This is a genomic window from Klebsiella sp. CN_Kp073 (assembly GCF_040065495.2).
GTDB classification, from domain to species: domain Bacteria; phylum Pseudomonadota; class Gammaproteobacteria; order Enterobacterales; family Enterobacteriaceae; genus Klebsiella; species Klebsiella aerogenes.
Window position 1 is genome coordinate 4,402,515 of the sequence record NZ_CM198051.1, and the last position, 21,860, is coordinate 4,424,374.

General features: G+C 55.8%; 16 protein-coding genes. 9 read left to right on the forward strand and 7 right to left on the reverse strand.

Going from position 1 to position 21,860, the window contains the following annotated elements:
• Nucleotides 1–224 precede the first annotated feature (224 nt).
• Both ABLV66_RS21235 and ABLV66_RS21240 read left to right on the forward strand, forming a co-directional pair.
• Nucleotides 225–1,850 carry an ATP-binding protein gene (locus ABLV66_RS21235; protein ID WP_045397299.1) on the forward strand — a complete coding sequence of 542 codons (1,626 nt, stop codon included), beginning with the start codon at nt 225–227 and terminating at the stop codon, nt 1,848–1,850.
• Entirely contained in the window at nt 1,840–2,538 is a 699-nt protein-coding gene (locus ABLV66_RS21240) for a response regulator (protein WP_045397296.1), read from the forward strand. The genes ABLV66_RS21235 and ABLV66_RS21240 overlap by 11 nt, the downstream gene beginning before the upstream one ends.
• A 32-nt stretch (nt 2,539–2,570) precedes the next feature.
• Here the strand turns inward: ABLV66_RS21240 and djlA are convergent, their stop codons facing one another.
• A complete protein-coding gene (gene djlA / locus ABLV66_RS21245) occupies nt 2,571–3,398 on the reverse strand; it encodes a co-chaperone DjlA (RefSeq protein WP_047047451.1) in 828 nt (275 codons plus the stop codon).
• A gap of 241 nt (nt 3,399–3,639) precedes the next feature.
• On the opposite strand from djlA, the gene lptD reads away from it, so the two are divergent.
• The 6 genes from lptD (at nt 3,640) to apaH (ending at nt 10,471) form a co-directional block, all read left to right on the forward strand.
• Nucleotides 3,640–5,985 carry an LPS assembly protein LptD gene (gene lptD / locus ABLV66_RS21250; protein WP_032713339.1) on the forward strand — a complete coding sequence of 782 codons (2,346 nt, stop codon included), beginning with the start codon at nt 3,640–3,642 and terminating at the stop codon, nt 5,983–5,985.
• A 54-nt stretch (nt 5,986–6,039) separates the two neighbouring features.
• Nucleotides 6,040–7,326: a peptidylprolyl isomerase SurA gene (gene surA / locus ABLV66_RS21255; protein WP_045397288.1), complete on the forward strand. Its 1,287-nt coding sequence runs from the start codon at nt 6,040–6,042 to the stop codon at nt 7,324–7,326.
• Between the two features lie 112 nt (nt 7,327–7,438).
• Nucleotides 7,439–8,419, forward strand: coding sequence for a 4-hydroxythreonine-4-phosphate dehydrogenase PdxA (gene pdxA, locus ABLV66_RS21260; RefSeq protein ID WP_348876879.1), 981 nt, complete (start codon nt 7,439–7,441; stop codon nt 8,417–8,419).
• Complete coding sequence (gene rsmA, locus ABLV66_RS21265) at nt 8,416–9,237, forward strand: 16S rRNA (adenine(1518)-N(6)/adenine(1519)-N(6))-dimethyltransferase RsmA (protein WP_015368291.1); 822 nt, start codon at nt 8,416–8,418, stop codon at nt 9,235–9,237. The genes pdxA and rsmA overlap by 4 nt, the downstream gene beginning before the upstream one ends.
• A gap of 2 nt (nt 9,238–9,239) precedes the next feature.
• Nucleotides 9,240–9,617 carry a Co2+/Mg2+ efflux facilitator ApaG/CorD gene (apaG, locus tag ABLV66_RS21270; RefSeq protein WP_045397284.1) on the forward strand — a complete coding sequence of 126 codons (378 nt, stop codon included), beginning with the start codon at nt 9,240–9,242 and terminating at the stop codon, nt 9,615–9,617.
• A gap of 5 nt (nt 9,618–9,622) precedes the next feature.
• A complete protein-coding gene (gene apaH / locus ABLV66_RS21275) occupies nt 9,623–10,471 on the forward strand; it encodes a bis(5'-nucleosyl)-tetraphosphatase (symmetrical) ApaH (RefSeq protein ID WP_045397283.1) in 849 nt (282 codons plus the stop codon).
• A gap of 125 nt (nt 10,472–10,596) precedes the next feature.
• Here the strand turns inward: apaH and folA are convergent, their stop codons facing one another.
• The 3 genes from folA to kefF form a co-directional block, all read right to left on the reverse strand.
• Nucleotides 10,597–11,076, reverse strand: coding sequence for a type 3 dihydrofolate reductase (gene folA, locus ABLV66_RS21280; RefSeq protein WP_015368294.1), 480 nt, complete (start codon nt 11,074–11,076; stop codon nt 10,597–10,599).
• Between the two features lie 197 nt (nt 11,077–11,273).
• A complete protein-coding gene (gene kefC / locus ABLV66_RS21285) occupies nt 11,274–13,139 on the reverse strand; it encodes a glutathione-regulated potassium-efflux system protein KefC (protein WP_032715999.1) in 1,866 nt (621 codons plus the stop codon).
• Nucleotides 13,132–13,665, reverse strand: a complete 534-nt coding sequence (gene kefF / locus ABLV66_RS21290; protein WP_015704370.1) for a glutathione-regulated potassium-efflux system oxidoreductase KefF — start codon at nt 13,663–13,665, stop codon at nt 13,132–13,134. The genes kefC and kefF overlap by 8 nt, the downstream gene beginning before the upstream one ends.
• Before the next feature lie 374 nt (nt 13,666–14,039).
• On the opposite strand from kefF, the gene ABLV66_RS21295 reads away from it, so the two are divergent.
• On the forward strand, nt 14,040–16,898 hold the full coding sequence (locus ABLV66_RS21295; RefSeq protein ID WP_348876880.1) for an autotransporter family protein: 2,859 nt from the start codon (nt 14,040–14,042) through the stop codon (nt 16,896–16,898).
• Between the two features lie 53 nt (nt 16,899–16,951).
• On the opposite strand, the gene ABLV66_RS21300 is transcribed toward ABLV66_RS21295, so the two are convergent.
• The 3 genes from ABLV66_RS21300 to carA all read right to left on the reverse strand — a co-directional run bounded on the left by ABLV66_RS21300 (nt 16,952) and on the right by carA (nt 21,744).
• Nucleotides 16,952–17,185: a YgdI/YgdR family lipoprotein gene (locus ABLV66_RS21300; RefSeq protein ID WP_015704368.1), complete on the reverse strand. Its 234-nt coding sequence runs from the start codon at nt 17,183–17,185 to the stop codon at nt 16,952–16,954.
• Nucleotides 17,186–17,353: 168 nt separating this feature from the next.
• Nucleotides 17,354–20,578 (reverse strand): carbamoyl-phosphate synthase large subunit, encoded by a 3,225-nt coding sequence (gene carB, locus ABLV66_RS21305; RefSeq protein WP_045397278.1) that lies wholly within the window; start codon nt 20,576–20,578, stop codon nt 17,354–17,356.
• Between the two features lie 17 nt (nt 20,579–20,595).
• Nucleotides 20,596–21,744 (reverse strand): glutamine-hydrolyzing carbamoyl-phosphate synthase small subunit, encoded by a 1,149-nt coding sequence (gene carA, locus ABLV66_RS21310; protein WP_015368301.1) that lies wholly within the window; start codon nt 21,742–21,744, stop codon nt 20,596–20,598.
• Nucleotides 21,745–21,860: the final 116 nt, after the last annotated feature.

Consider the following 21,860-nt stretch of genomic DNA (forward strand, 5'->3'; position numbering starts at 1 on the left):
AAGGGCGAGGCCCAGGGATGGGCCGAGTTATTGCCAACGCCCATGCAACTTGAAGTATGACGGGTATATTAATCAGCGTGATACATATCTGATTTCTAAACGTGGTTTTTATGGTTTTTTTATTAACCGGATAATTACCCTTTATAAATAGGCGCCAGTAGATAAATTGTTCTTCTGGCCGCTGACGATATCGTTGCCGCATCTCAAATACTGTGCGCATAACTATGAAAGTTTCATTTCAATTTAAGCTGTTCATCTCCCTGGTGGCCTTTTTCTCCATCTTATTCGCTCTGCTTGGCGTTTATTATTATCTCGACGCCAGCCGCCAGCTGTATCAGGAAATGAGCGCCAGGGCGAAAATTCAGGCCGAAGAGATTGCGCTGATGCCCAATCTACGCCAGCAGGTCAGTCTGCACGACCCGCAGGCTATCGGCGCCTTCATGAGGCAAATCGCCGCCCACAGCGATGCCAGCTTTATCGTCATCGGCGATGATAAAGGCGTACATCTGTTTCATTCCGTGCACCCGGAATGGGTCGGCACCCGCTTAGTGGGCGGCGATAACCAGGCGGTGCTGGAAGGCAAAACTATCACTACCATCCGTAAAGGCGGTTTGGGCATCTCGCTACGCAGTAAAACGCCCATTGTCGATGACAACGGGCGGGTGATCGGCATCGTCTCCGTCGGCTATCTGACCAGCTATCTCGACAGCATCACCGTGCAAAAGGTAGTGAATATTTTTGTCGCCGCCATCCTGTTGCTGATCGCCTTGTTTATCTTCTCCTGGTATTTTACCCGCAGTATTAAAAAGCAGATTTTTTCGCTGGAGCCGCGCGAAATTGGCCTGCTGGTTCGCCAGCAAAAAGCGATGATGGAATCGATTTTCGAAGGGGTTATCGTTATCGACAGCCAGCGACGGATTGAAGTGATTAACCACGCCGCCCGCAGCCTGCTGGGGCTTAAGCAGCCCGCGCATCTGCTGCGCGGCAAATCGATTGATAGCGTGATCGCGCCGCAGCCGTTCTTCGCCAGCGGCGCGATGCTGGCGAACGATACGCACGATGAACTGTGTCGCTTCAACCAGCTGACGGTACTCGCCAGCCGGGTGCGCATCATGCTGGAAAACTCGCTGCAGGGCTGGGTGATCACCTTCCGCGACCGCGATGAAATTAACGCCCTCACCGCCCAGCTCAGCCAGGTGAAACGCTATGTCGATAACCTGCGCATTATGCGCCACGAGCAGCTCAACCGCATGACCACGCTCTCCGGCCTGCTGCATATGGGCCACTACGACGAAGCTATTCGCTATATACAGGCGCAATCGGAACATGCCCAGGAGCTGCTGGACTTCATCTCCTCGCGCTTCCGCTCGCCGACGCTATGCGGCCTGCTGCTGGGTAAAGCCACCCGCGCTTATGAAAAAGGCGTTGAACTGAGCTTTGATCCGGCCTGTCGTATCGATCGCCCGCTGTCGTCGCTGATGGAGTCGGAACTTATCTCGATCATCGGCAACCTGCTGGATAACGCCATTGAAGCGACGCAGCGCGCTGAACTACCTCACGAGCCGGTCGAGGTACTGATTCAACTCAACGCCCGCGAGCTGATGATTGAGGTGGCCGATCGCGGCGTCGGAATTCGCCCGGATATCCGCGAACGTATTTTTGAGCGCGGGGTGACGACAAAAACCCGTGGCGATCACGGTATTGGTCTGTATCTTATTGAACATTATGTGACTCAGGCTGGCGGCACGATTGAGGTTGCCGATAACGCGCCGCGCGGAACGATATTTACCCTGTTTATTCCCGCCGACCCGCCAGCCCATCCGCAACCGGAGGCCAACGATGCATCATGATCTGGTCGATGTGCTGATCATCGAAGATGAAAACGAGCTGGCCCGCCTGCACGCCGAGCTGATACAGAAACACCCGCGCATGCGGCTGGCGGGAATGGCCGCCTCGCTTTCCCAGGCGCGGCAGATGCTCAACGCCAGACCGCCGCAGCTGGTCCTGCTGGATAATTATCTGCCGGACGGCAAAGGCGTTACTCTGATGACCGACCCGATTCTGGCCAATGCCAATTGCTCGGTCATTTTCATCACCGCCGCCAGCGATATGGAAACCTGCAGCCAGGCGATACGCAACGGCGCCTTCGACTACATTCTCAAGCCGGTTTCGTGGAAACGGCTGAGCCAGTCGCTGGAGCGCTTTATTCAGTTTTACGATCAGCAGCGGGAATGGAAAATCGTCGATCAGCAAAACGTTGATTCTCTGTATCAGCTGCAGGCTAAAAATTTTCGCGCTGATAACGGCAGCAAGGGCATCGAAGAAAAGACCCTGGCGCTGGTACAAAATTTATTTCATGGCCGCGAAACGCACTGTTTTTCGGTTGACGAAGTGGTCAGCGAAACCGGGCTGAGCAAGACCACTGCCCGTCGTTATCTCGAGCATTGCGTAGAAGTGAGTTTTCTGGAAGTGGAAATGCTGTACGGAAAGATTGGCCACCCACGGCGGATGTATCGCCGCGCGCAGGGCGCGAACTAAGGCTTCTCCATGAAGGTGAAGCCTTACGGGATTCAGAAGCCGCGCTGCTCTTTGATAAGCTCCCAGGCTTTCTGGATTTCCTGCGCTTTCTGTTTCGCCATTTCCATCATCTCCGGCGGCAGCCCTTTGGCTACCAGCTTGTCCGGGTGATGTTCGCTCATTAGTTTACGGTAAGCGCGTTTGACGGTGGCGGCATCATCGGTCGGCTTGACGCCGAGAACATTACAAGCGTCTTCAAGCGTCGGACCGCGCTGTGCCTGCTGCCAGCCGCCATTGCCGCCGCGCTGACCATAGGATTGCTGCTGCGAGCCGCCGCCGAACTGCGCGCCGCCCTGCATCATGCGCAGGAACTGCTCAAACTGCGCGCGCGAGATACCAAGCTCGTCGGCGATAACAAACAACACTTCGCGTTCATTGGGGTGTAATTCGCCGTCGGCGAAGGCCGCCTGCAGCTGAATTTCCAGAAACATCCTAATTAAATCGAAGCGACCAAAACAGACGCTGCGCAGTTGACGCATTTTTTCGCGCAGCGGGTAATTATCGGCCTTGCCGGCGCGAAAAGCCTGCTGCGCCGCGGTACGCGACTCGCCGTGCAGATTCATACGATCCATCAGCACATTCGCCACATGAATATCGGCTTCCGTCACGCGCCCTTTAGATTTAGTCAGATGCCCCATCACTTCAAAAGTGGTGGAAAAGAACAGCGACTGCCGCTCCTGCTGGTTGGCAAATAAATTCAGCCGACGGCTACGGGCCCGGTCAAACATATGTCCGACTAAAAAGCCAAGCACCACGCCCCAGAAGCCGCCGCCCATCAATAATGCAACCGCGACACCAATCACTTTACCCAAATACTGCATAGACTCCCCAATCTTTCTGCTACCAGTTAAGCTATATCTGACCGCACGTTACCAAGCGTTGACGCCACGGTCATGTGGGACATCGCCTATAATTTGCTTTATCATACTCGCCATTCTACACGGTGCCTAACGCTCAGAAACGAAACGAGCGGATTAAGACTAGCGCGATTAAGATGAGTACGTTAGGCTCTGACCGTTTGCAAGCCGCTGCCACAAGATGACGGAACAACAAATAAAACGTATGAAAAAACGTATCCCCAGCCTCCTGGCCACCATGATCGCCAGCGCCTTGTATAGCCAACAGGGCATGGCCGCCGATCTCGCCACGCAATGTATGCTTGGCGTGCCAAGCTATAATCGTCCTCTCGTTGAAGGGAAGCCTAACGATCAACCGGTAACGATTGACGCCGATCATGCGAAAGGCAACTACCCCGATAATGCCGTGTTTACCGGCAACGTTGATATTAATCAGGGGAATAGTCGCCTGCAGGCCGACGAGGTGCAGTTGCATCAGCAGCAGCCGGCGGGGCAACCGCAGCCGGTGCGTACCGTTGATGCGCTTGGCAACGTTCATTATGACGATAACCAGGTTATTCTGAAGGGGCCGAAGGCGTGGTCGAACCTGAACACCAAAGATACTAACGTCTGGAAAGGCGACTATCAGATGGTTGGCCGTCAGGGGCGCGGTACCGCCGACCTGATGAAGCAGCGCGGCGAAAACCGCTATACCATTCTGGAAAACGGCAGCTTTACCTCCTGTCTGCCGGGTTCTGATACCTGGAGCGTCGTCGGCAGCGAAGTTATCCATGACCGCGAAGAGCAGGTTGCCGAAATCTGGAACGCGCGCTTTAAGCTGGGTTCCGTCCCTATTTTTTATAGCCCGTATCTGCAGCTGCCGGTCGGCGATAAGCGCCGCTCCGGCTTCCTGATCCCCAACGCCAAATACAGCACTAAAAATGGCGTTGAGTTCTCGCTGCCCTATTACTGGAATATCGCGCCGAACTTCGACGCCACCATTACGCCGCACTATATGAATAAACGCGGCGGCGTAATGTGGGAAAACGAATTCCGTTATCTGACCCAGGCGGGCGCAGGTTTATTCGAATTCGATTACCTGCCTTCCGATAAAGTGTACGAAGACGATCACTCCAACGACAGCAATAGCCGCCGCTGGATGTTCTACTGGAACCACAACGCGGTTATCGATCAGGTGTGGCGTCTGAACGCCGACTACACCAAAGTCAGCGACCCGGATTACTTTAACGACTTTAGCTCTAAGTACGGTTCCAGTACCGACGGCTACGCGACGCAGAAATTCAGCGCCGGTTACGTTAACCAGAACTTTGACGCCACCGTGTCGACCAAGCAGTTCCAGGTCTTCGACCGTAGCTCAAGCAACTCCTACGCTGCTGAGCCTCAGCTCGATATTAACGCCTACCAGAATGACGTCGGTCCGTTCGATACTCATCTGTATGCGCAGGCGGTGCACTTCGTCAACACCAACGGCGATATGCCAGAAGCAACGCGCCTGCACATGGAGCCGACGATCAACCTGCCGCTGTCTAACGGCTGGGGAAGCATCAATACCGAGGCGAAGCTGCTGGCGACCCACTATCAGCAGAGTAATCTCGATCAGTACAACACCGCTAACGGTACCGATTACAAAGATTCGGTTAACCGCGTGATGCCGCAATTCAAAATCGACGGCAAAATGGTCTTCGAACGCGATATGCAGGAAGGGTATACCCAGACCCTGGAACCGCGCATGCAGTACCTGTACATCCCGTATCGCGACCAGAGCCACATTGGCGTCTACGACTCGACACTGCTGCAGTCCGACTATAGCGGCCTGTTCCGCGACCGCTCCTACAGCGGCCTTGACCGTATCGCGTCAGCCAACCAGGTCACCACCGGCGTCACATCTCGCGTATATGATGACGCGGCCGTTGAACGTTTTAATATTTCCGTTGGTCAAATCTACTATTTCACCGAGTCTCGCACCGGTGCGGACAACATCAACTGGGAGAATAACGACACCACGGGTTCACTGGTCTGGGCCGGCGATACTTACTGGCGTATCACCGATAACTGGGGTTTACGCGGGGGGATCCAGTACGATACGCGTCTGGATAACGTCGCAACCGGCAACGGAACCATTGAATACCGCCGCGACGAAAACCGCTTAGTGCAACTGAACTACCGTTACGCGAGTCCGGAATATATTCAGGCGACGCTGCCTTCGTATTCCACCGCTCAGCAGTACAAAGAAGGTATTTCTCAGGTGGGTATGACCGCCAGCTGGCCGATTGTCGATCGTTGGTCAGTGGTCGGCGCGTACTACTTCGATACCAATACCAAAAAAGCGGCTAACCAGATGTTAGGGGTACAGTATAACTCTTGCTGCTACGCTATCCGCCTTGGCTACGAACGTAAGATCAACGGCTGGGATAACAACAACGGCGGTGAGAGCAAATACGACAACACCTTCGGTATCAACATCGAACTGCGTGGTCTGAGCTCCAACTACGGTCTTGGCACCCAGCAGATGCTGCGCTCGAACATTTTGCCGTACCAGAGCTCGCTGTAAGGCGTCTGGTTTAAAACGTAATCCGCATTTGCGGTTAATTGAAATGGAAAAAGTATGAAGAACTGGAAAACGCTGCTTCTCGGTATCGCCATGATCGCGAATACCAGTTTCGCCGCCCCGCAGGTGGTCGATAAAGTAGCGGCTGTCGTCAATAATGGCGTTGTTCTGGAAAGCGACGTCGATGGTCTGATGCAGTCGGTGAAGCTCAACGCTGGTCAGGCGGGACAGCAGCTGCCAGATGACGCGACCCTGCGTCATCAGATCCTCGAAAGATTGATCATGGACCAGATCGTTCTGCAAATGGGTCAGAAAATGGGCGTGAAAGTCAGCGACGATCAGCTTGACCAGGCCATCGCCAACATCGCCAAACAGAACAACATGTCGATGGATCAGATGCGTAGCCGTCTGGCCTATGAAGGCATCAACTACAACACCTACCGTAACCAGATCCGTAAAGAGATGCTGATTTCGGAAGTACGTAACAACGAAGTGCGCCGCCGTATCACCGTGCTGCCGCAGGAAGTTGAAGCGCTGGCCAAGCAGATTGGCGATCAGAACGATGCCAGCACCGAGCTGAACCTGAGCCACATCCTCATCGCGCTGCCGGAAAACCCAACCTCCGATCAGGTTGCGGCTGCGGAAGAGCAGGCGAAGTCCGTCGTTGAACAGGCCCGTAACGGCGCTAACTTCGGCAAACTGGCTATCACCTACTCTGCTGACCAGCAGGCGCTGAAAGGCGGCCAGATGGGCTGGGGCCGTATTCAGGAGCTGCCGGGTATCTTCGCTCAGGCGCTGAGTACCGCGAAGAAAGGCGATGTTGTCGGTCCGATTCGTTCCGGCGTCGGCTTCCATATCCTGAAAGTTAACGATATGCGCGGCGGCAGCCAGAACATCTCCGTCACCGAAGTCCATGCCCGCCACATCCTGCTGAAGCCGTCGCCGATCATGAACGACGCGCAGGCGCAGGCGAAACTGGAACAGATCGCCGCTGACATTAAGAGCGGTAAGACCACATTCGATAAAGCGGCGAAAGAGTTTTCCCAGGATCCGGGTTCCGCCAATCAGGGCGGCGACTTAGGCTGGGCGACGCCGGATATCTTCGATCCCGCGTTCCGCGATGCGCTGATGCGTCTGAACAAAGGCCAGACCAGCGGCCCGGTTCACTCCTCCTTCGGCTGGCACCTGATCCAACTGATGGATACCCGCAACGTCGACAGAACCGACGCCGCGCAGAAAGATCGTGCTTACCGCATGCTGATGAACCGCAAATTCTCTGAAGAAGCGGCAACCTGGATGCAGGAACAGCGCGCCAGCGCTTACGTCAAAATTCTGAGCAACTAAAGTTCTCCCCTCTCCACGCCTTAAAAGCGTAGCGGGAGGGGAGACCGGTCGCCCCAGCAACGGCTGGGGTCGACTGCGCAGCCGGGCCCCCCTGGCCCGAAGGAACGTTTCTATGCAACGTGTTGTTATCACTCCCGGCGAGCCCGCGGGGATTGGTCCCGATCTTGTCGCCGAGCTTGCACAGCGCGACTGGCCGGTTGAACTGGTTATCTGCGCCGATGGCGCACTGTTAACTGACCGAGCCCGCCAGCTCGGTCTTCCTTTATCGCTCCTCCCTTACGATCCAACCCTTCCTCCACAGCCGCAGCGGGCGGGCACGCTCACGCTACTTCCCGTTGCCCTCAACGCGCCGGTACAGTCGGGCGTGCTTAATGTCGCTAACGGCAACTATGTGGTGGAAACCCTGGCGCGCGCCTGCGATGGCTGCCTTAAGGGAGAATTCGCGGCGTTGATTACCGGGCCGGTGCACAAAGGCAACATCAATGACGCCGGTATCTCCTTCACCGGCCATACCGAGTTCTTTGAAGAACGCGCTCACGCCAGCAAAGTGGTGATGATGCTGGCGACCGAAGAGCTGCGGGTCGCGCTGGCCACCACCCATCTGCCGCTAAAAGCAATAAGCGAGGCAATTACGCCAGAGCTGCTGCGCGAAGTAATTACCATCCTCGATGCCGATCTGCGGCATAAATTCGGTATCGCTCAGCCGCACGTGCTGGTTTGCGGCCTGAATCCCCACGCCGGCGAAGGCGGCCACATGGGGACGGAAGAGATCGATACCATTATTCCCGTGCTGGAAGAGATGCGGGCAAAGGGCATGAATTTAAGCGGTCCGCTGCCTGCGGATACCCTTTTTCAGCCAAAATATCTCGATAATGCCGATGCGGTACTCGCGATGTACCACGATCAGGGCCTGCCCGTGCTAAAATACCAGGGCTTTGGCCGCGGCGTGAATATTACGCTCGGTTTACCTTTTATTCGTACCTCCGTTGACCACGGGACCGCGCTGGAATTAGCCGGTCAGGGGAAAGCGGACGTCGGCAGTTTTATCACGGCGCTTAATCTCGCCATCAAAATGATTGTTAATACCCAATGAATAATCGAGTCCATCAGGGCCATTTAGCCCGTAAACGCTTCGGGCAAAACTTTCTCAACGATCAGTTCGTGATCGACAGCATTGTTTCGGCCATCAATCCTCAGAAAGGCCAGGCGATGGTCGAAATCGGCCCGGGTCTCGCCGCGCTGACCGAACCGGTCGGCGAACGCCTCGACCAGTTAACCGTTATCGAGCTGGACCGCGATCTGGCGGCCCGCCTGCAGACGCATCCGTTCCTCGGCCCTAAGCTGACCATTTACCAGCAGGATGCGATGACCATGAACTTCGGCGAACTGTCGGAGAAAATGGGCCAGCCGCTGCGCGTCTTCGGCAACCTGCCGTACAACATCTCAACGCCGTTGATGTTCCACCTCTTCAGCTATACTGATGCCATTGCCGATATGCACTTTATGCTGCAGAAGGAAGTGGTTAATCGTCTGGTTGCCGGGCCGAATAGTAAAGCGTATGGTCGATTAAGCGTAATGGCGCAGTACTACTGCCAGGTGATCCCGGTACTTGAAGTCCCGCCGACCGCCTTTACGCCGCCGCCAAAAGTGGATTCCGCCGTCGTGCGCCTGGTGCCGCACCGCACCATGCCGTACCCGGTGAAGGATGTCCGCGTGCTGAGCCGTATCACCACTGAAGCCTTCAACCAGCGCCGTAAGACCATCCGTAATAGTCTCGGCAATCTGTTTAGCGTTGAGGTGCTGACGGAGCTGGGCGTTGACCCGGCGGTACGTGCGGAAAATATTTCTGTAGAGCAGTACTGTAAGATGGCCAACTGGTTATCCAACAATCTGCCTTCGAAGGAGAGCTAACCATGATTAATTCGCCTCGTGTTTGCGTCCAGGTGCAAAGCGTCTATATCGAATCGCAATCTTCTCCGGAAGAAGAGCGCTACGTCTTCGCTTACACCGTCACTATTCGCAACCTGGGGCGGAGTCAGGTTCAGCTTCTCGGCCGCTACTGGCTCATCACCAATGGACACGGTCGCGAGACGGAAGTCCAGGGTGAAGGGGTGGTCGGCGAACAGCCGCACATCCCTGCCGGCGAAGAGTATCAATACACCAGCGGCGCGGTTATCGAAACGCCGCTGGGCACCATGCAGGGTCATTATGAGATGATTGATAGCAACGGCGCACCGTTCACTATCGAGATCCCTGTCTTCCGTCTCGCAGTTCCAACGCTTATACATTAAAAACAATGGCTACATACCTTATTGGCGACATTCATGGTTGCTACGATGAACTGATCGCATTGCTGGAGCAGGTGGAGTTTAATCCTGATACGGATACCCTGTGGCTCACCGGCGACCTGGTCGCGCGCGGCCCCGGCTCTCTGGAAGTGCTGCGGTTCGTGAAAACGCTCGGCGATAGCGTGCGCATCGTGCTGGGCAACCATGACCTGCATCTGCTGGCGGTATTTGCCGGCATTAGCCGCAACAAGCCCAAAGACCGTCTGACGCCGCTGCTGGAAGCGCCCGACGCTGACGAACTGCTCAACTGGCTGCGTCGCCAGCCGCTGATGCAGGTCGATGAAGAGAAAAAGCTGGTGATGGCTCATGCCGGCATCACGCCGCAGTGGGATCTGGAAACCGCCAAACAGTGCGCGCGCGATGTCGAAGCCGTGCTGGCGAGCGACTCTTATCCGTTCTTCCTCGACGCGATGTATGGCGATATGCCGAACCACTGGAGCAATGAGCTCAGCGGCCTGGCGCGCCTGCGCTTTATCACCAACGCCTTCACCCGCATGCGCTATTGCTTCCCGAACGGCCAGTTGGATATGTACAGCAAAGAGGCGCCGGAAGACGCGCCAGCCCCGCTTAAGCCATGGTTTGCCATTCCGGGCCCGGTCGCCCGCGAGTACAGTATCGCCTTTGGCCACTGGGCGTCGCTGGAAGGCCGCGGTACGCCGGAAGGTATCTATGCGCTGGATACCGGCTGCTGCTGGGGCGGCGACCTGACCTGCCTGCGCTGGGAAGATAAAACGTATTTCACCCAGCGTTCCAACCGCCAGAAAAGCCTCGACGAAGGCGAAGCGGTCGCCTCCTGAGTCGATCCCGGATGGCGGCGCGCTGCGCCTTATCCGGGCTACCTCCGGTACGGGAGATACCTGATAAAACAAAACCCCGGTCACGCCTGACGCGACCGGGGTTTTTCAATCCACGCTATGTTAGCTTAACGACGCTCGAGGATCTCGAAGCAGTAGCTGTGGGAGTTTTGCGCGTCGGCATCGTGGAACTCACTGAACACCGATTCCCACTCGTCCGGATCGTAATCCGGGAAATGGGTATCTCCTTCCACTTCCGCATCAATATGGGTCAGGTAGAGTTTGTGCGCTTTTGGCAGGAACTGCTCGTAAACGCGGCCACCGCCGATCACCATAATCTCTTCCGCGTCGCCGCAGGCGGCAATCGCTTCATCAACAGACTTCACCCACTGCACGCGATCGTCGCTGCCTGGCTTGCTGCTGATAACGATATTTTTACGTCCTGGCAACGGGCGACCGATGGATTCCCAGGTCAAACGCCCCATTACCACCGGCTTGTTTAAGGTGTTACGTTTAAACCAGGCGAGATCGGCAGGCAAGTCCCATGGCATAGCGTTCTCCATGCCAATTACGCGATCTACAGCTAACGCCGCAATCAGACTAATCATTGAAAATATCCCGAATGCAAAAAATTGCCGCCACTATACGGAAAGCGTAATACTTCGTCGACTGAACGAAGAGTAAAGAATAAGAAAATTTTTAGATTTGCTGGCGAGCCCACGTAAGCCTCATGAGCCGCCAGATCAGGAACTAAATTGAAAACAAAATGTTAGCTGTAAAGTTAACGCAACATTTGCTTACCACCTTAGGTTGAAGGCTTATTCTCCGGCTCATCGCGGACGTCTCCGGTGTGCCGTCCTTCTTCAGTACCTTGCCAGCCGTGACGCTGCACTAGCGACAGATGATTACGGTCCTCATTAATGATGCCGGTAAGCATATCGCTGGTACGCTTGAACACCGCCACCCGCGAGGCAGCGTCATTTTCCGCCATCGCCACCATCTCTTCCACCATCTGCTGGTTAAAGCGGCGGAACAGATCGGCGCGCTCGCGGGCCTCATAAGCGCCCAGACCTAAGGCTTCCAGCGTCATGCGGCCGCTTTTCAGCGCCGATTCGAAGGTCTCGCGCTCCGGCGCTTCTACCCCGGCCTGGCGCAGCTGAATGTAGTGATCGACATCGCGGGCGCGTGAAATGATCTGCAGATGCGGGAAATGTTCTTTCGCCAGCTCCACCAGTTGCAGGCTGGCCTGCGGATCGTCGATGGCGTTAATCAGCACTTCCGCCTTAGCCGCCCCCGCCGATTCCAGCAGATCCACCCGCGTGGCATCGCCGTAAAACACCTTCATATCGAACTTGCGAAGGGTATCAACGTGGTCCGGATCGTGATCGAGGATAACCATTTTCACCCCGCTGGAAAGCAGCACACGGCCGGCTATCTGCCCATAGCGGCCAAAACCGGCGATAATTACCCGCGGCTGCTCTTCATCAATCTCGTCCGCTTCGCGCTCCTGGTTACTGGCGGATTTCTCCATTCGCGTCAGCAGCACCAGCAGGATAGGCGTTGCCGCCATCGATAGCGCCACCGCCAGCGTCAGCGCCTTCGCCCACTCGCTATCCAGCACATCGGCCATCTGCGCGGCGCCGAAGACCACGAAAGCGAACTCACTCCCCTGCCCCAATAATACGGCAAACCAGCGGCGCTGCGCGCGCGGTACACCCAGTGGTTTAGCAATCAACCATAGCATCAAGGCCTTAATCGCCAGGAAACCCACCAGCAGGATCAGGATACGTAGCGGATGGGTGACCAGGGTCCCAAAGTCGATAGACATACCGACGCCGATAAAGAACAGCCCCAACAGCAACCCTTTAAACGGTTCGATATCGCTCTCCAGCGCATGGCGGTATTCAGAACTAGCGAGAAGCACCCCGGCAAGAAACGCGCCCATCGCCATCGACAGCCCGACTTCCTCCAGCAGCAATCCGAAGCCGAAGACCAGGAACAGGGCCACGGCGCTGAACACTTCGCGCAGGCCGGAACGGGCAACAAAGCGCAGCACCGGCCGGGTCAAATAGCGCCCTAACAGCACCACCAGCGCCAGCGCGCCGGCCACTTTTAACGCCGACAGCGCAAACGCGGCCAGCGTGGTTGAACCGCCGCTGGCCGCCAGCAGCGGAATCATCGCGACCAGAGGGATAGCGGCGATGTCCTGGAACAACAGGACGGCGAAGGCGCTACGTCCCAGCTGCGTCACCGTCAGGTTACGTTCGTTCATCGCCTGCATCGCAATCGCCGTCGACGACAGCGCCAGCGTCATCCCGATCAGCTCCGCAACCTGCCAGCGCAAGCCAAGCAGCATGCAGAACAGGCCGATAAACGCGCCGCACACCACCATTTGCAGCGCGCCGCCGCCAAATACCGAGGCGCGCAGTTTCCATAGGCGCTGCGGATCCAGTTCAAGACCTATAACAAACAGCATCAGCACCACGCCGATTTCGGCAAAATGCAGAATCGCCTCAGCGTCAGTAACCAGCCGCAGTCCCCACGGGCCGATAACGCAGCCGGCAATCAGATATCCGAGCACCGATCCCAGCCCAAGACGCACGGCGATCGGCACGATAAGCGCAGCGGAACCGAGATAAATCAGCGCCTGTATTAGCGTATGGCTATCCATTGTTATGCGCCTCCTGCCATTCGATTAAGCGTTGACGATAATGACGGGCCTGCGCCTGCAGCGTTTCGTCATCGCAGATAAAGGTACAGTGCATGGCAAACGGCGGCAGCCATTTCATACCACAGTACAGCGCCGTTGCCTGCAGAGGCTGCGCCAGCACGTCAAAGCCGGGGAATGAACCAATATCGAAGTGGCTTTCGCCGCCGCCGGTAGTAACCGCCCACATTAACGATTTACCGTGTAACGCAATACCGTTGTGGCCGTACGCCCAGCCGTGGGACAGGACTTTATCCATCCACAGTTTTAACAGCGGTGGCACGCTGTACCACTGCATTGGATGCTGCCAGATAACCAGATCGGCGCGCGCCAGCGCCGCCTGCTCGGCAGCGATATCAATATTGAAGTCGGGATATAGCTCATAGAGGGAGCGTATCTCTACGCCATCAAGCGTCCCTGCCTGCTCAAGCATCCGCTTATTCGCATGGGAGTGATGCGGATAAGGATGCGAGTAAATTATCAGAATCATGAATGGGCCTGTCTTTTGTATTCTTGTAGCAGTGAGTGTAGACAGTTAACTCGCTCACTGAAAGGGGGTAATGCCTGAGGAAAAGTCGATCGCAGCTAATGATAATCCTCCCATCACAACAAAAATGCAGGCGTCCCAGAGCACAATTGGCGCCCCATTTAATTCCTCATACGAATTTATCATTAGAAATGATACAGTCACTGGATATTTTAAGGCGAGATTAAATCATTCTTTAATAAATAAATCTATACACCCCACAATGTACAACCAATAATTTTACGCTCTTCATTTTGAGCCCCAAAATTTTAAATCAAAAACAAAACTCTAATATATAGCGTTAACCGGAAGCGCTATTTACGCAAATGGACGTGTATATGAGCAACAAACATTTTGAACTAAACAGAACAACCAAAACGCTGGCGAGAATATTTCCCGCCTTATTAATGTTTACGCCAATTGTTGTCAGCGCAGGCACGATTGCCGAGTCAACCTCCGTGCCGCAAGACTTCTCGGCTGATAGCGAGTACGTCATCAATAGAGACGTCACCGTCTCCTCCGCAGATAACACCCCAGCAGTATCCGTTAGCGGGATGAAAGTCGAAAAAGTTACCAATGAAGGCAATATTTCCGGTTCGGGAATCGGTCTGAATATTAATATCGATGCGCAACCAGTAGAAATTAATAATAATGAAAATGCAATTATTTCATCTGCAACTGACAATGCCGTTAACGTGCAATCAATGGCGGGTGATTTTAATAATAGCGGAATCATTACTGGCGCCAACAACGGTATTTTCGTTAGCGAAGAGTCATCGGCAATTAGTATCACCAATACCGATACCGGCGTGATTAGCGGGAAAAACGGCCTGAGTTCGCAAATCGGCCTCGGGTTAGATAACAGCGGCGCCATCACCGGTACCGCAGGCGATGGTGTTGCATTAAGCGACGGCAACAGCAAAATTAACAACAGCGGCACCGTGCAGGGTAGCCAGAACGGTATCAACGTCGCTAATGACGCGAAAGCCGATATCATCAACAGCGGTTTACTCGGCGGCGGCGATGCGGCCGTGATGTTTGCCAGCAGCAAAAATAACAGCCTGGTACTCAATACCGGCTCTTCCCTCATCGGCGATGTCATCTCCACGGGCTCAACGGGTAACGCACTCTCGCTAGTCGGTTCTGGTACGGAAGACAGCAACTTTGTCGGCCTTAACGATGGCGACGGTTTTGCCTCCGTGAAAATGAACGGTGAAGACTGGACGCTCACCGGCAACCTCGACATCATCGGCAGCGGCGATTCCCTCCAGGTTAATAGCGGCCAGTTGACGCTGGCGGGCGCTGTCGCTAATAGCGGCAACACGCTGGTAGCGGAAGCGGCCACGCTACAGTTAGGCAACGGGCAGAAAACTGCGACCCTCACCGGCAGCCTGACCAATAACGGCACGCTGATCTTCAATCAGGGAAGCGACTCTACTTTTGCCACCGGTATCATCGGTAGCGGCAACGTGGAAAAAGTCGATGCCAATACCCTGACCTTAACCGGCGCCAATAGTTATACCGGCAATACGCTTCTGAAAAGCGGCACCACTCTGGTCGCGGAAGGCGCTACTCTCGGCGTCGCCGGCAGCGGCGCCACCCTCACCATCGAAAATGGCGCGCAATTTGCCAGCGCAGGCGAAGTCAATAACAACATTGATGTCCTCAGCGGCGGTATCCTCGCGGCGTGGAATGCGGTTGACGGTAACTCAACGCTAAGAACATCCGGCGTCGACACCATTAATGGCAATGTAAGCAACAGCGGCACGCTGTTACTCAGCGCCGCCGATAATAGCGTTGGCAACAATTTTACGATTAACGGCGACTATACCGGCTCCGCCGGCAGCCAAATCGTGATGAACAGCCAACTTGGCGAAGACAGCTCGCCGACCGACCATCTGTCCATCACCGGCAGCAGCTACGGTCAGTCTGGCGTCAGCATCGCCAATATCGGCGGGCTGGGCGCGCAAACCGTTAATGGTATGGAGGTTGTCAGCGTCGGCGGCAGTTCAGAAGCACAGTTAACTTTATCCAAACCGGTTGTCGCCGGGGCTTATGAGTATGGTCTGTATCAACACGACAACGGTAACTGGTATCTGGAATCCAAAGCGAGCCCGTCAGACGATCCGTCGGATGATACTGACGATGGTGACAGCGGTACCGATGGCGGTAGCAACACCGATGGCGGTAGCGGCACCGATGGCGGTAGCGGTAGCGGTACCGATGGCGGTAGCGGCACCGATAATGGCGGTCAACCCCTGCCAGAAGTCATGGCCCCGGAAGTTGGCGCTTATCTGGGTAACTATCTCGCGGCGCAGAGTATGTTCCTGCATAAACGTGACGATCGTGACCAGCTCACCTTCCGTAATACAGACGACCTGAACACCTGGATGTACGTGAAGGGCCGCTATCATGAGAACGATGCCGGCGGCGATAAAGTCAGCTACGACACCACCACCACCGTACTCCAGGTGGGCAGTGATGTCATCAGCAAGCCGATGGACAAAGGGATACTGCGCGCGGGCGGCATGTTTGGCGCAGGTCAGGCGAAAACGGATTCAGATGCAAAACACAATGTGCGTACCGCACAGGGTAAAGTCGACGGTTTCAACGTTGGCCTGTACGCCACCTGGCAGGAAGACCCGAAATTGCGTCTCGGCAGCTACATCGATACCTGGGCATCATACAGCTGGTATAACAACACCGTCACCAGCAATCGCAATAATGAAAAGTATGACAGTAAAGGTTTTGCCGCCTCTGTTGAAGTCGGCCATGCGTGGGTGATCCCTTCAGAAAGCGCGCGTACGTGGAAGATTGAGCCTCAGGCGCAGGTGATCTACAGCTATCTCGATCAGGAAAATCACACCGACCCGGATGGCGTGCGGGTATCAACCCTGGACAACAACAGCCTGTTTGGCCGTCTCGGCGTGAAGACCAGCTACTTTGAGCAGCAAGATGTTAAAGCCTGGCAGCCGTATGTCGCGGTGAACTGGCTGAAAGGCGCGGGTCAAAACGATTTGGCGTTCAATGGCGAAAAAGTCAGCAACGATACGCCGGACGACCGCGGTCAGCTAGAGCTGGGCGTAACCGGCAATGTGAACGAGACGACCACAATCTCGCTGCGCGCCAGCGGCGAATGGGGTGAAAACAGCTACGCCGCTTATGGCGGCCACATTCTGCTGAATCACCGCTGGTAATCGCCGTACAATGAAAGGTAAAAAGCAGTGGCCGGAGCCACTGCTTTTTTTTTTTAGTTATCCAGCTCGTCCATTGACTTCACCTGGTCGCGATTAATCTGCTCCACGCGACCGGTTTCCGCATTTTTGTAGGATACCAGGCCAGTATCATCATCAACCTGCGGCTTACCGCTGGTCACAATTGTTTTGCCATCTGTCGTTTTGAGCGACTGATTTGATGAGCAACCTGCCACAAATACCATCGCCGTTGCCGCCAGCGCGGATGCCACCAGAATTTTGTTCCGCATTGTATCCTCCTGTCTTTTCATCAATTGGTATCGTTATCGTGCTAACTATAGTTAGCCTGACCTGGCAGGCAGATAAAAGCAGAACTCTCCGAAGATGGTTGCCGTAAAAAAAAAGGGCTGACGATATCGTCAGCCCCTCTGTTTCGCTTTCCGGCCCGGCCGGTGCGCTTATTTGGTGATTTGCGCGTGCATTTCCTGCACCGAAATGACCTTCTCGGTCGCATCGGCATTCAGCGCCATCGCGGTGGCGAAACCGCCGTTCAGGGTGGTGTCGTAATGCACCTTGTACTGCAGCGCGCTGCGGCGAATCAGCTTGGAATCCTCAATCGCCTGACGACCTGCGGTGGTATTGATGATGTAGGTATATTCGCCATTCTTGATACGGTCCTGAATGTGCGGACGACCTTCATGTACCTTGTTCACCAGACGCGGGTTGATACCGGCTTCACCCAGTACAATCGCGGTACCGTGGGTTGCATCCAGCTCGAAGCCCTGTTTCAGCAGTTTTGCCGCCAGGTCGACAACGCGCTCTTTGTCGCCTTCGCGAACGGAGAGCAGCGCGCGCCCCTGTTTCTTCATCGTGGAGTTGCTGCCCAGCTGCGCTTTGGCGAACGCTTCCGCGAAGGTGCGGCCCACGCCCATCACTTCCCCGGTAGAGCGCATTTCCGGCCCTAACAGCGGGTCAACGCCCGGGAATTTGTTGAACGGCAGCACCACCTCTTTCACCGAGTAGTACGGCGGGATGATTTCTTTGGTGACGCCCTGCTGCGCCAGGGTTTTACCGGCCATCACGCGCGCCGCCACTTTCGCCAGCGGTACGCCGGTGGCTTTCGAGACGAACGGTACGGTACGCGCCGCGCGCGGGTTCACTTCAATCAGGTACACTTCGTTGTTCTTCACCGCGAACTGTACGTTCATCAGGCCGCGAACCTGCAGCTCGAAGGCCAGCTTCTGTACCTGCTCGCGCATCACATCCTGAATTTCCTGGCTCAGGGTGTAGGCAGGCAGAGAACAGGCGGAGTCGCCGGAGTGCACGCCCGCTTGTTCGATGTGCTCCATGATGCCGCCAATCAGCACCATTTCGCCGTCGCAGATAGCGTCAACATCGACTTCAACCGCATCGTCGAGGAAGCGATCGAGCAGCACCGGCGCATCGTTAGAAACGCTCACCGCGGTCTGGAAGTAGCGACGCAGGTCAGCTTCGTCATAAACGATTTCCATCGCGCGGCCGCCGAGCACATAAGACGGGCGTACCACCAGCGGATAGCCGATCTCTTTTGCCTTCTCAACCGCTTGCTCAAGCGCGGTCACGGTGGCGTTCGCCGGCTGCTTCAGCTTCAGACGGTCAACCGCATGCTGGAAGCGCTCGCGGTCTTCCGCGCGGTCGATAGCGTCCGGGCTGGTGCCGATAACCGGTACGCCCGCGGCTTCCAGTTCACGCGCCAGCTTCAGCGGGGTCTGGCCGCCGTACTGCACGATAACGCCTTTTGGCTTCTCGATACGCACGATTTCCAGTACGTCCTCAAGCGTTACCGGCTCGAAGTACAGACGGTCGGAGGTGTCGTAGTCGGTCGAAACGGTTTCCGGGTTACAGTTGACCATGATGGTCTCGTACCCGTCTTCGCGCAGCGCCAGCGAGGCGTGTACGCAGCAGTAGTCAAACTCGATACCCTGGCCGATACGGTTCGGGCCGCCGCCGAGAACCATGATTTTATCGCGGTCGACGGACGGATTAGATTCACACTCGTCTTCATAAGTGGAGTACATGTAGGCGGTATCGGTGGCGAATTCCGCCGCGCAGGTATCCACGCGCTTGTAGACCGGGTGCAGGTTGTACTGGTCGCGCAGCTTGCGGATTTCCGCTTCGCGCACGCCCGCCAGCTTCGCCAGACGCGCATCGGCAAAGCCTTTACGCTTCAGGTGGCGCAGGAAGTCAGCGTCGAGGCCGTTGATGCCCACTGCCGCCACTTTCTCTTCCAGGCGCACCAGCTCTTCGATTTGTACCAGGAACCAGCGGTCGATGTTGGTCAGGTTGAAGACGCCGTCGACGGAGAGACCGGCGCGGAAGGCATCAGCGATGTACCAGATACGCTCGGCGCCCGCGTCTTTCAGCTCGCGACGGATTTTGGTCAGCGCTTCCGGATCGTCGAGGCTGACTTTCGGGTCGAAGCCGGTGGCGCCCACTTCCAGGCCGCGCAGCGCTTTCTGCAGCGATTCCTGCTGCGTGCGGCCAATCGCCATCACTTCGCCGACGGATTTCATCTGCGTTGTCAGACGGTCGTTAGCGCCAGCGAATTTTTCGAAGTTAAAGCGTGGAATTTTGGTCACAACATAGTCGATGGACGGTTCGAAGGAGGCCGGAGTACGGCCGCCGGTGATGTCGTTCATCAGTTCGTCAAGGGTGTAGCCCACCGCCAGCTTCGCCGCCACTTTGGCAATCGGGAAGCCGGTCGCTTTCGAGGCCAGCGCCGAAGAGCGGGATACGCGCGGGTTCATTTCGATAACGATCAGGCGACCATCTTTCGGGTTCACCGAGAACTGTACGTTAGAACCGCCGGTTTCCACGCCGATTTCACGCAGCACCGCCATCGAGGCGTTACGCATGATTTGGTATTCTTTGTCGGTCAGGGTCTGCGCCGGAGCGACGGTGATGGAGTCGCCGGTGTGAATCCCCATGGCATCGAAGTTTTCAATCGAGCAGACGATGATGCAGTTATCGTTCTTATCGCGCACCACTTCCATCTCGTACTCTTTCCAGCCGATCAGCGATTCATCAATCAGCAGTTCGTTGGTCGGAGAGAGATCCAGGCCGCGTTCGCAGATTTCTTCGAACTCTTCGCGGTTATAGGCGATACCGCCGCCGGTGCCGCCCATGGTGAAGGACGGACGGATGATGCATGGGAAGCCAACGTCAGCGGCCACCGCCAGCGCTTCTTCCATGGTGTGCGCAATGCCGGAACGCGCGGTGTCGAGGCCGATTTTCTTCATCGCCACATCGAAGCGACGACGGTCTTCCGCTTTATCGATCGCATCGGCGGTCGCGCCAATCATGGTGACGCCGAACTCTGCCAGCACGCCCTGACGCTCCAGCTCCAGCGCGCAGTTCAGCGCGGTCTGGCCGCCCATAGTCGGCAGTACCGCGTCCGGGCGCTCTTTTTCGATAATTTTACGTACCACTTCCCAGTGAATCGGCTCGATATAGGTCGCATCGGCCATTTCCGGGTCGGTCATGATGGTCGCCGGGTTGGAGTTCACCAGAATAACGCGGTAACCCTCTTCGCGTAGGGCTTTACAGGCCTGGGCGCCCGAGTAGTCAAACTCACACGCCTGACCGATAACAATCGGGCCCGCGCCCAGAATCAGGATACTTTTTATGTCTGTACGTTTTGGCATGGCTCTTTTACTCCTGATTATTTCGCGGACTGACGGTATTGCTCAATTAACTCGATAAAGTGGTCGAACAGCGGCGCGGCATCGTGCGGGCCCGGGCTCGCTTCAGGGTGACCCTGGAAGCTAAACGCCGGCTTGTCGGTACGATGGATCCCCTGCAGGGTCCCGTCGAACAGTGACTTGTGGGTCACGCGCAGATTGGCAGGCAGCGTCGCTTCGTCAACGGCAAAGCCGTGGTTCTGGGCGGTAATCATCACTACATTGTTATCGATATCTTTAACCGGGTGGTTGCCGCCGTGGTGACCAAATTTCATCTTAATGGTCTTCGCGCCGCTCGCCAGCGCCAGCAGCTGATGGCCAAGACAGATGCCAAAGACCGGAATATCGGTGGTGAGGAATTTTTCTATTGCCGCGATGGCGTAATCGCACGGCGCCGGGTCGCCAGGGCCGTTGGAGAGGAAAATACCGTCCGGATTCAGCTTAAGCACATCTTCTGCCGACGTTTGCGCCGGTACGATAGTCAGGCGACAACCGCGATCGACCAGCATCCGCAGGATGTTGCGCTTGGCGCCGAAGTCATAAGCCACGACGTGGAATGGCAGCTCGCTTTCCGCCTTCGCTTCCGGCAGGTCGCCCGCCAGTGTCCAGCTCCCCTGCGTCCAGGCGTAAGTTTCTGCAGTAGTGACCTCTTTCGCCAGATCCATACCGTTCAGGCCAGGGAACGCCTGGGCTTTTTCCAGCGCCAGCTGGGCATCAAGATTATCGCCGGCGATGATGCAGCCATTCTGCGCGCCTTTCTCACGCAGTAAACGCGTCAGCTTACGGGTATCGATATCGGCAATGGCCACAATGTTATGGCGCTTCAGGTAAGAAGAAAGGTCCTCGGTATTGCGGAAGTTGCTGGCAATCAGCGGCAGGTCGCGAATGACCAGGCCTTGTGCATGTACCTGAGAAGATTCTTCATCGGCGGCGTTGGTGCCGACATTTCCAATATGGGGATAAGTAAGAGTGACGATTTGGCGGGAATAGGAAGGATCAGTGAGGATTTCTTGATAACCGGTCATTGAAGTATTGAAAACGACTTCCCCAACCGCCGTGCCGGTTGCCCCGATGGCCCGACCGTGAAACTGGGTTCCGTCTTCCAGAACCAAAAGCGCTGACTTAATCAAAACACCCTCCAGAGAATATTCACTCACTTTATTTGCATATTAATTCAGACATAAATCTGAATCAATGCAAATTTTTGCCCGCAGAATTTTGGCAAACGGCGGCATTCTGGAGAGAT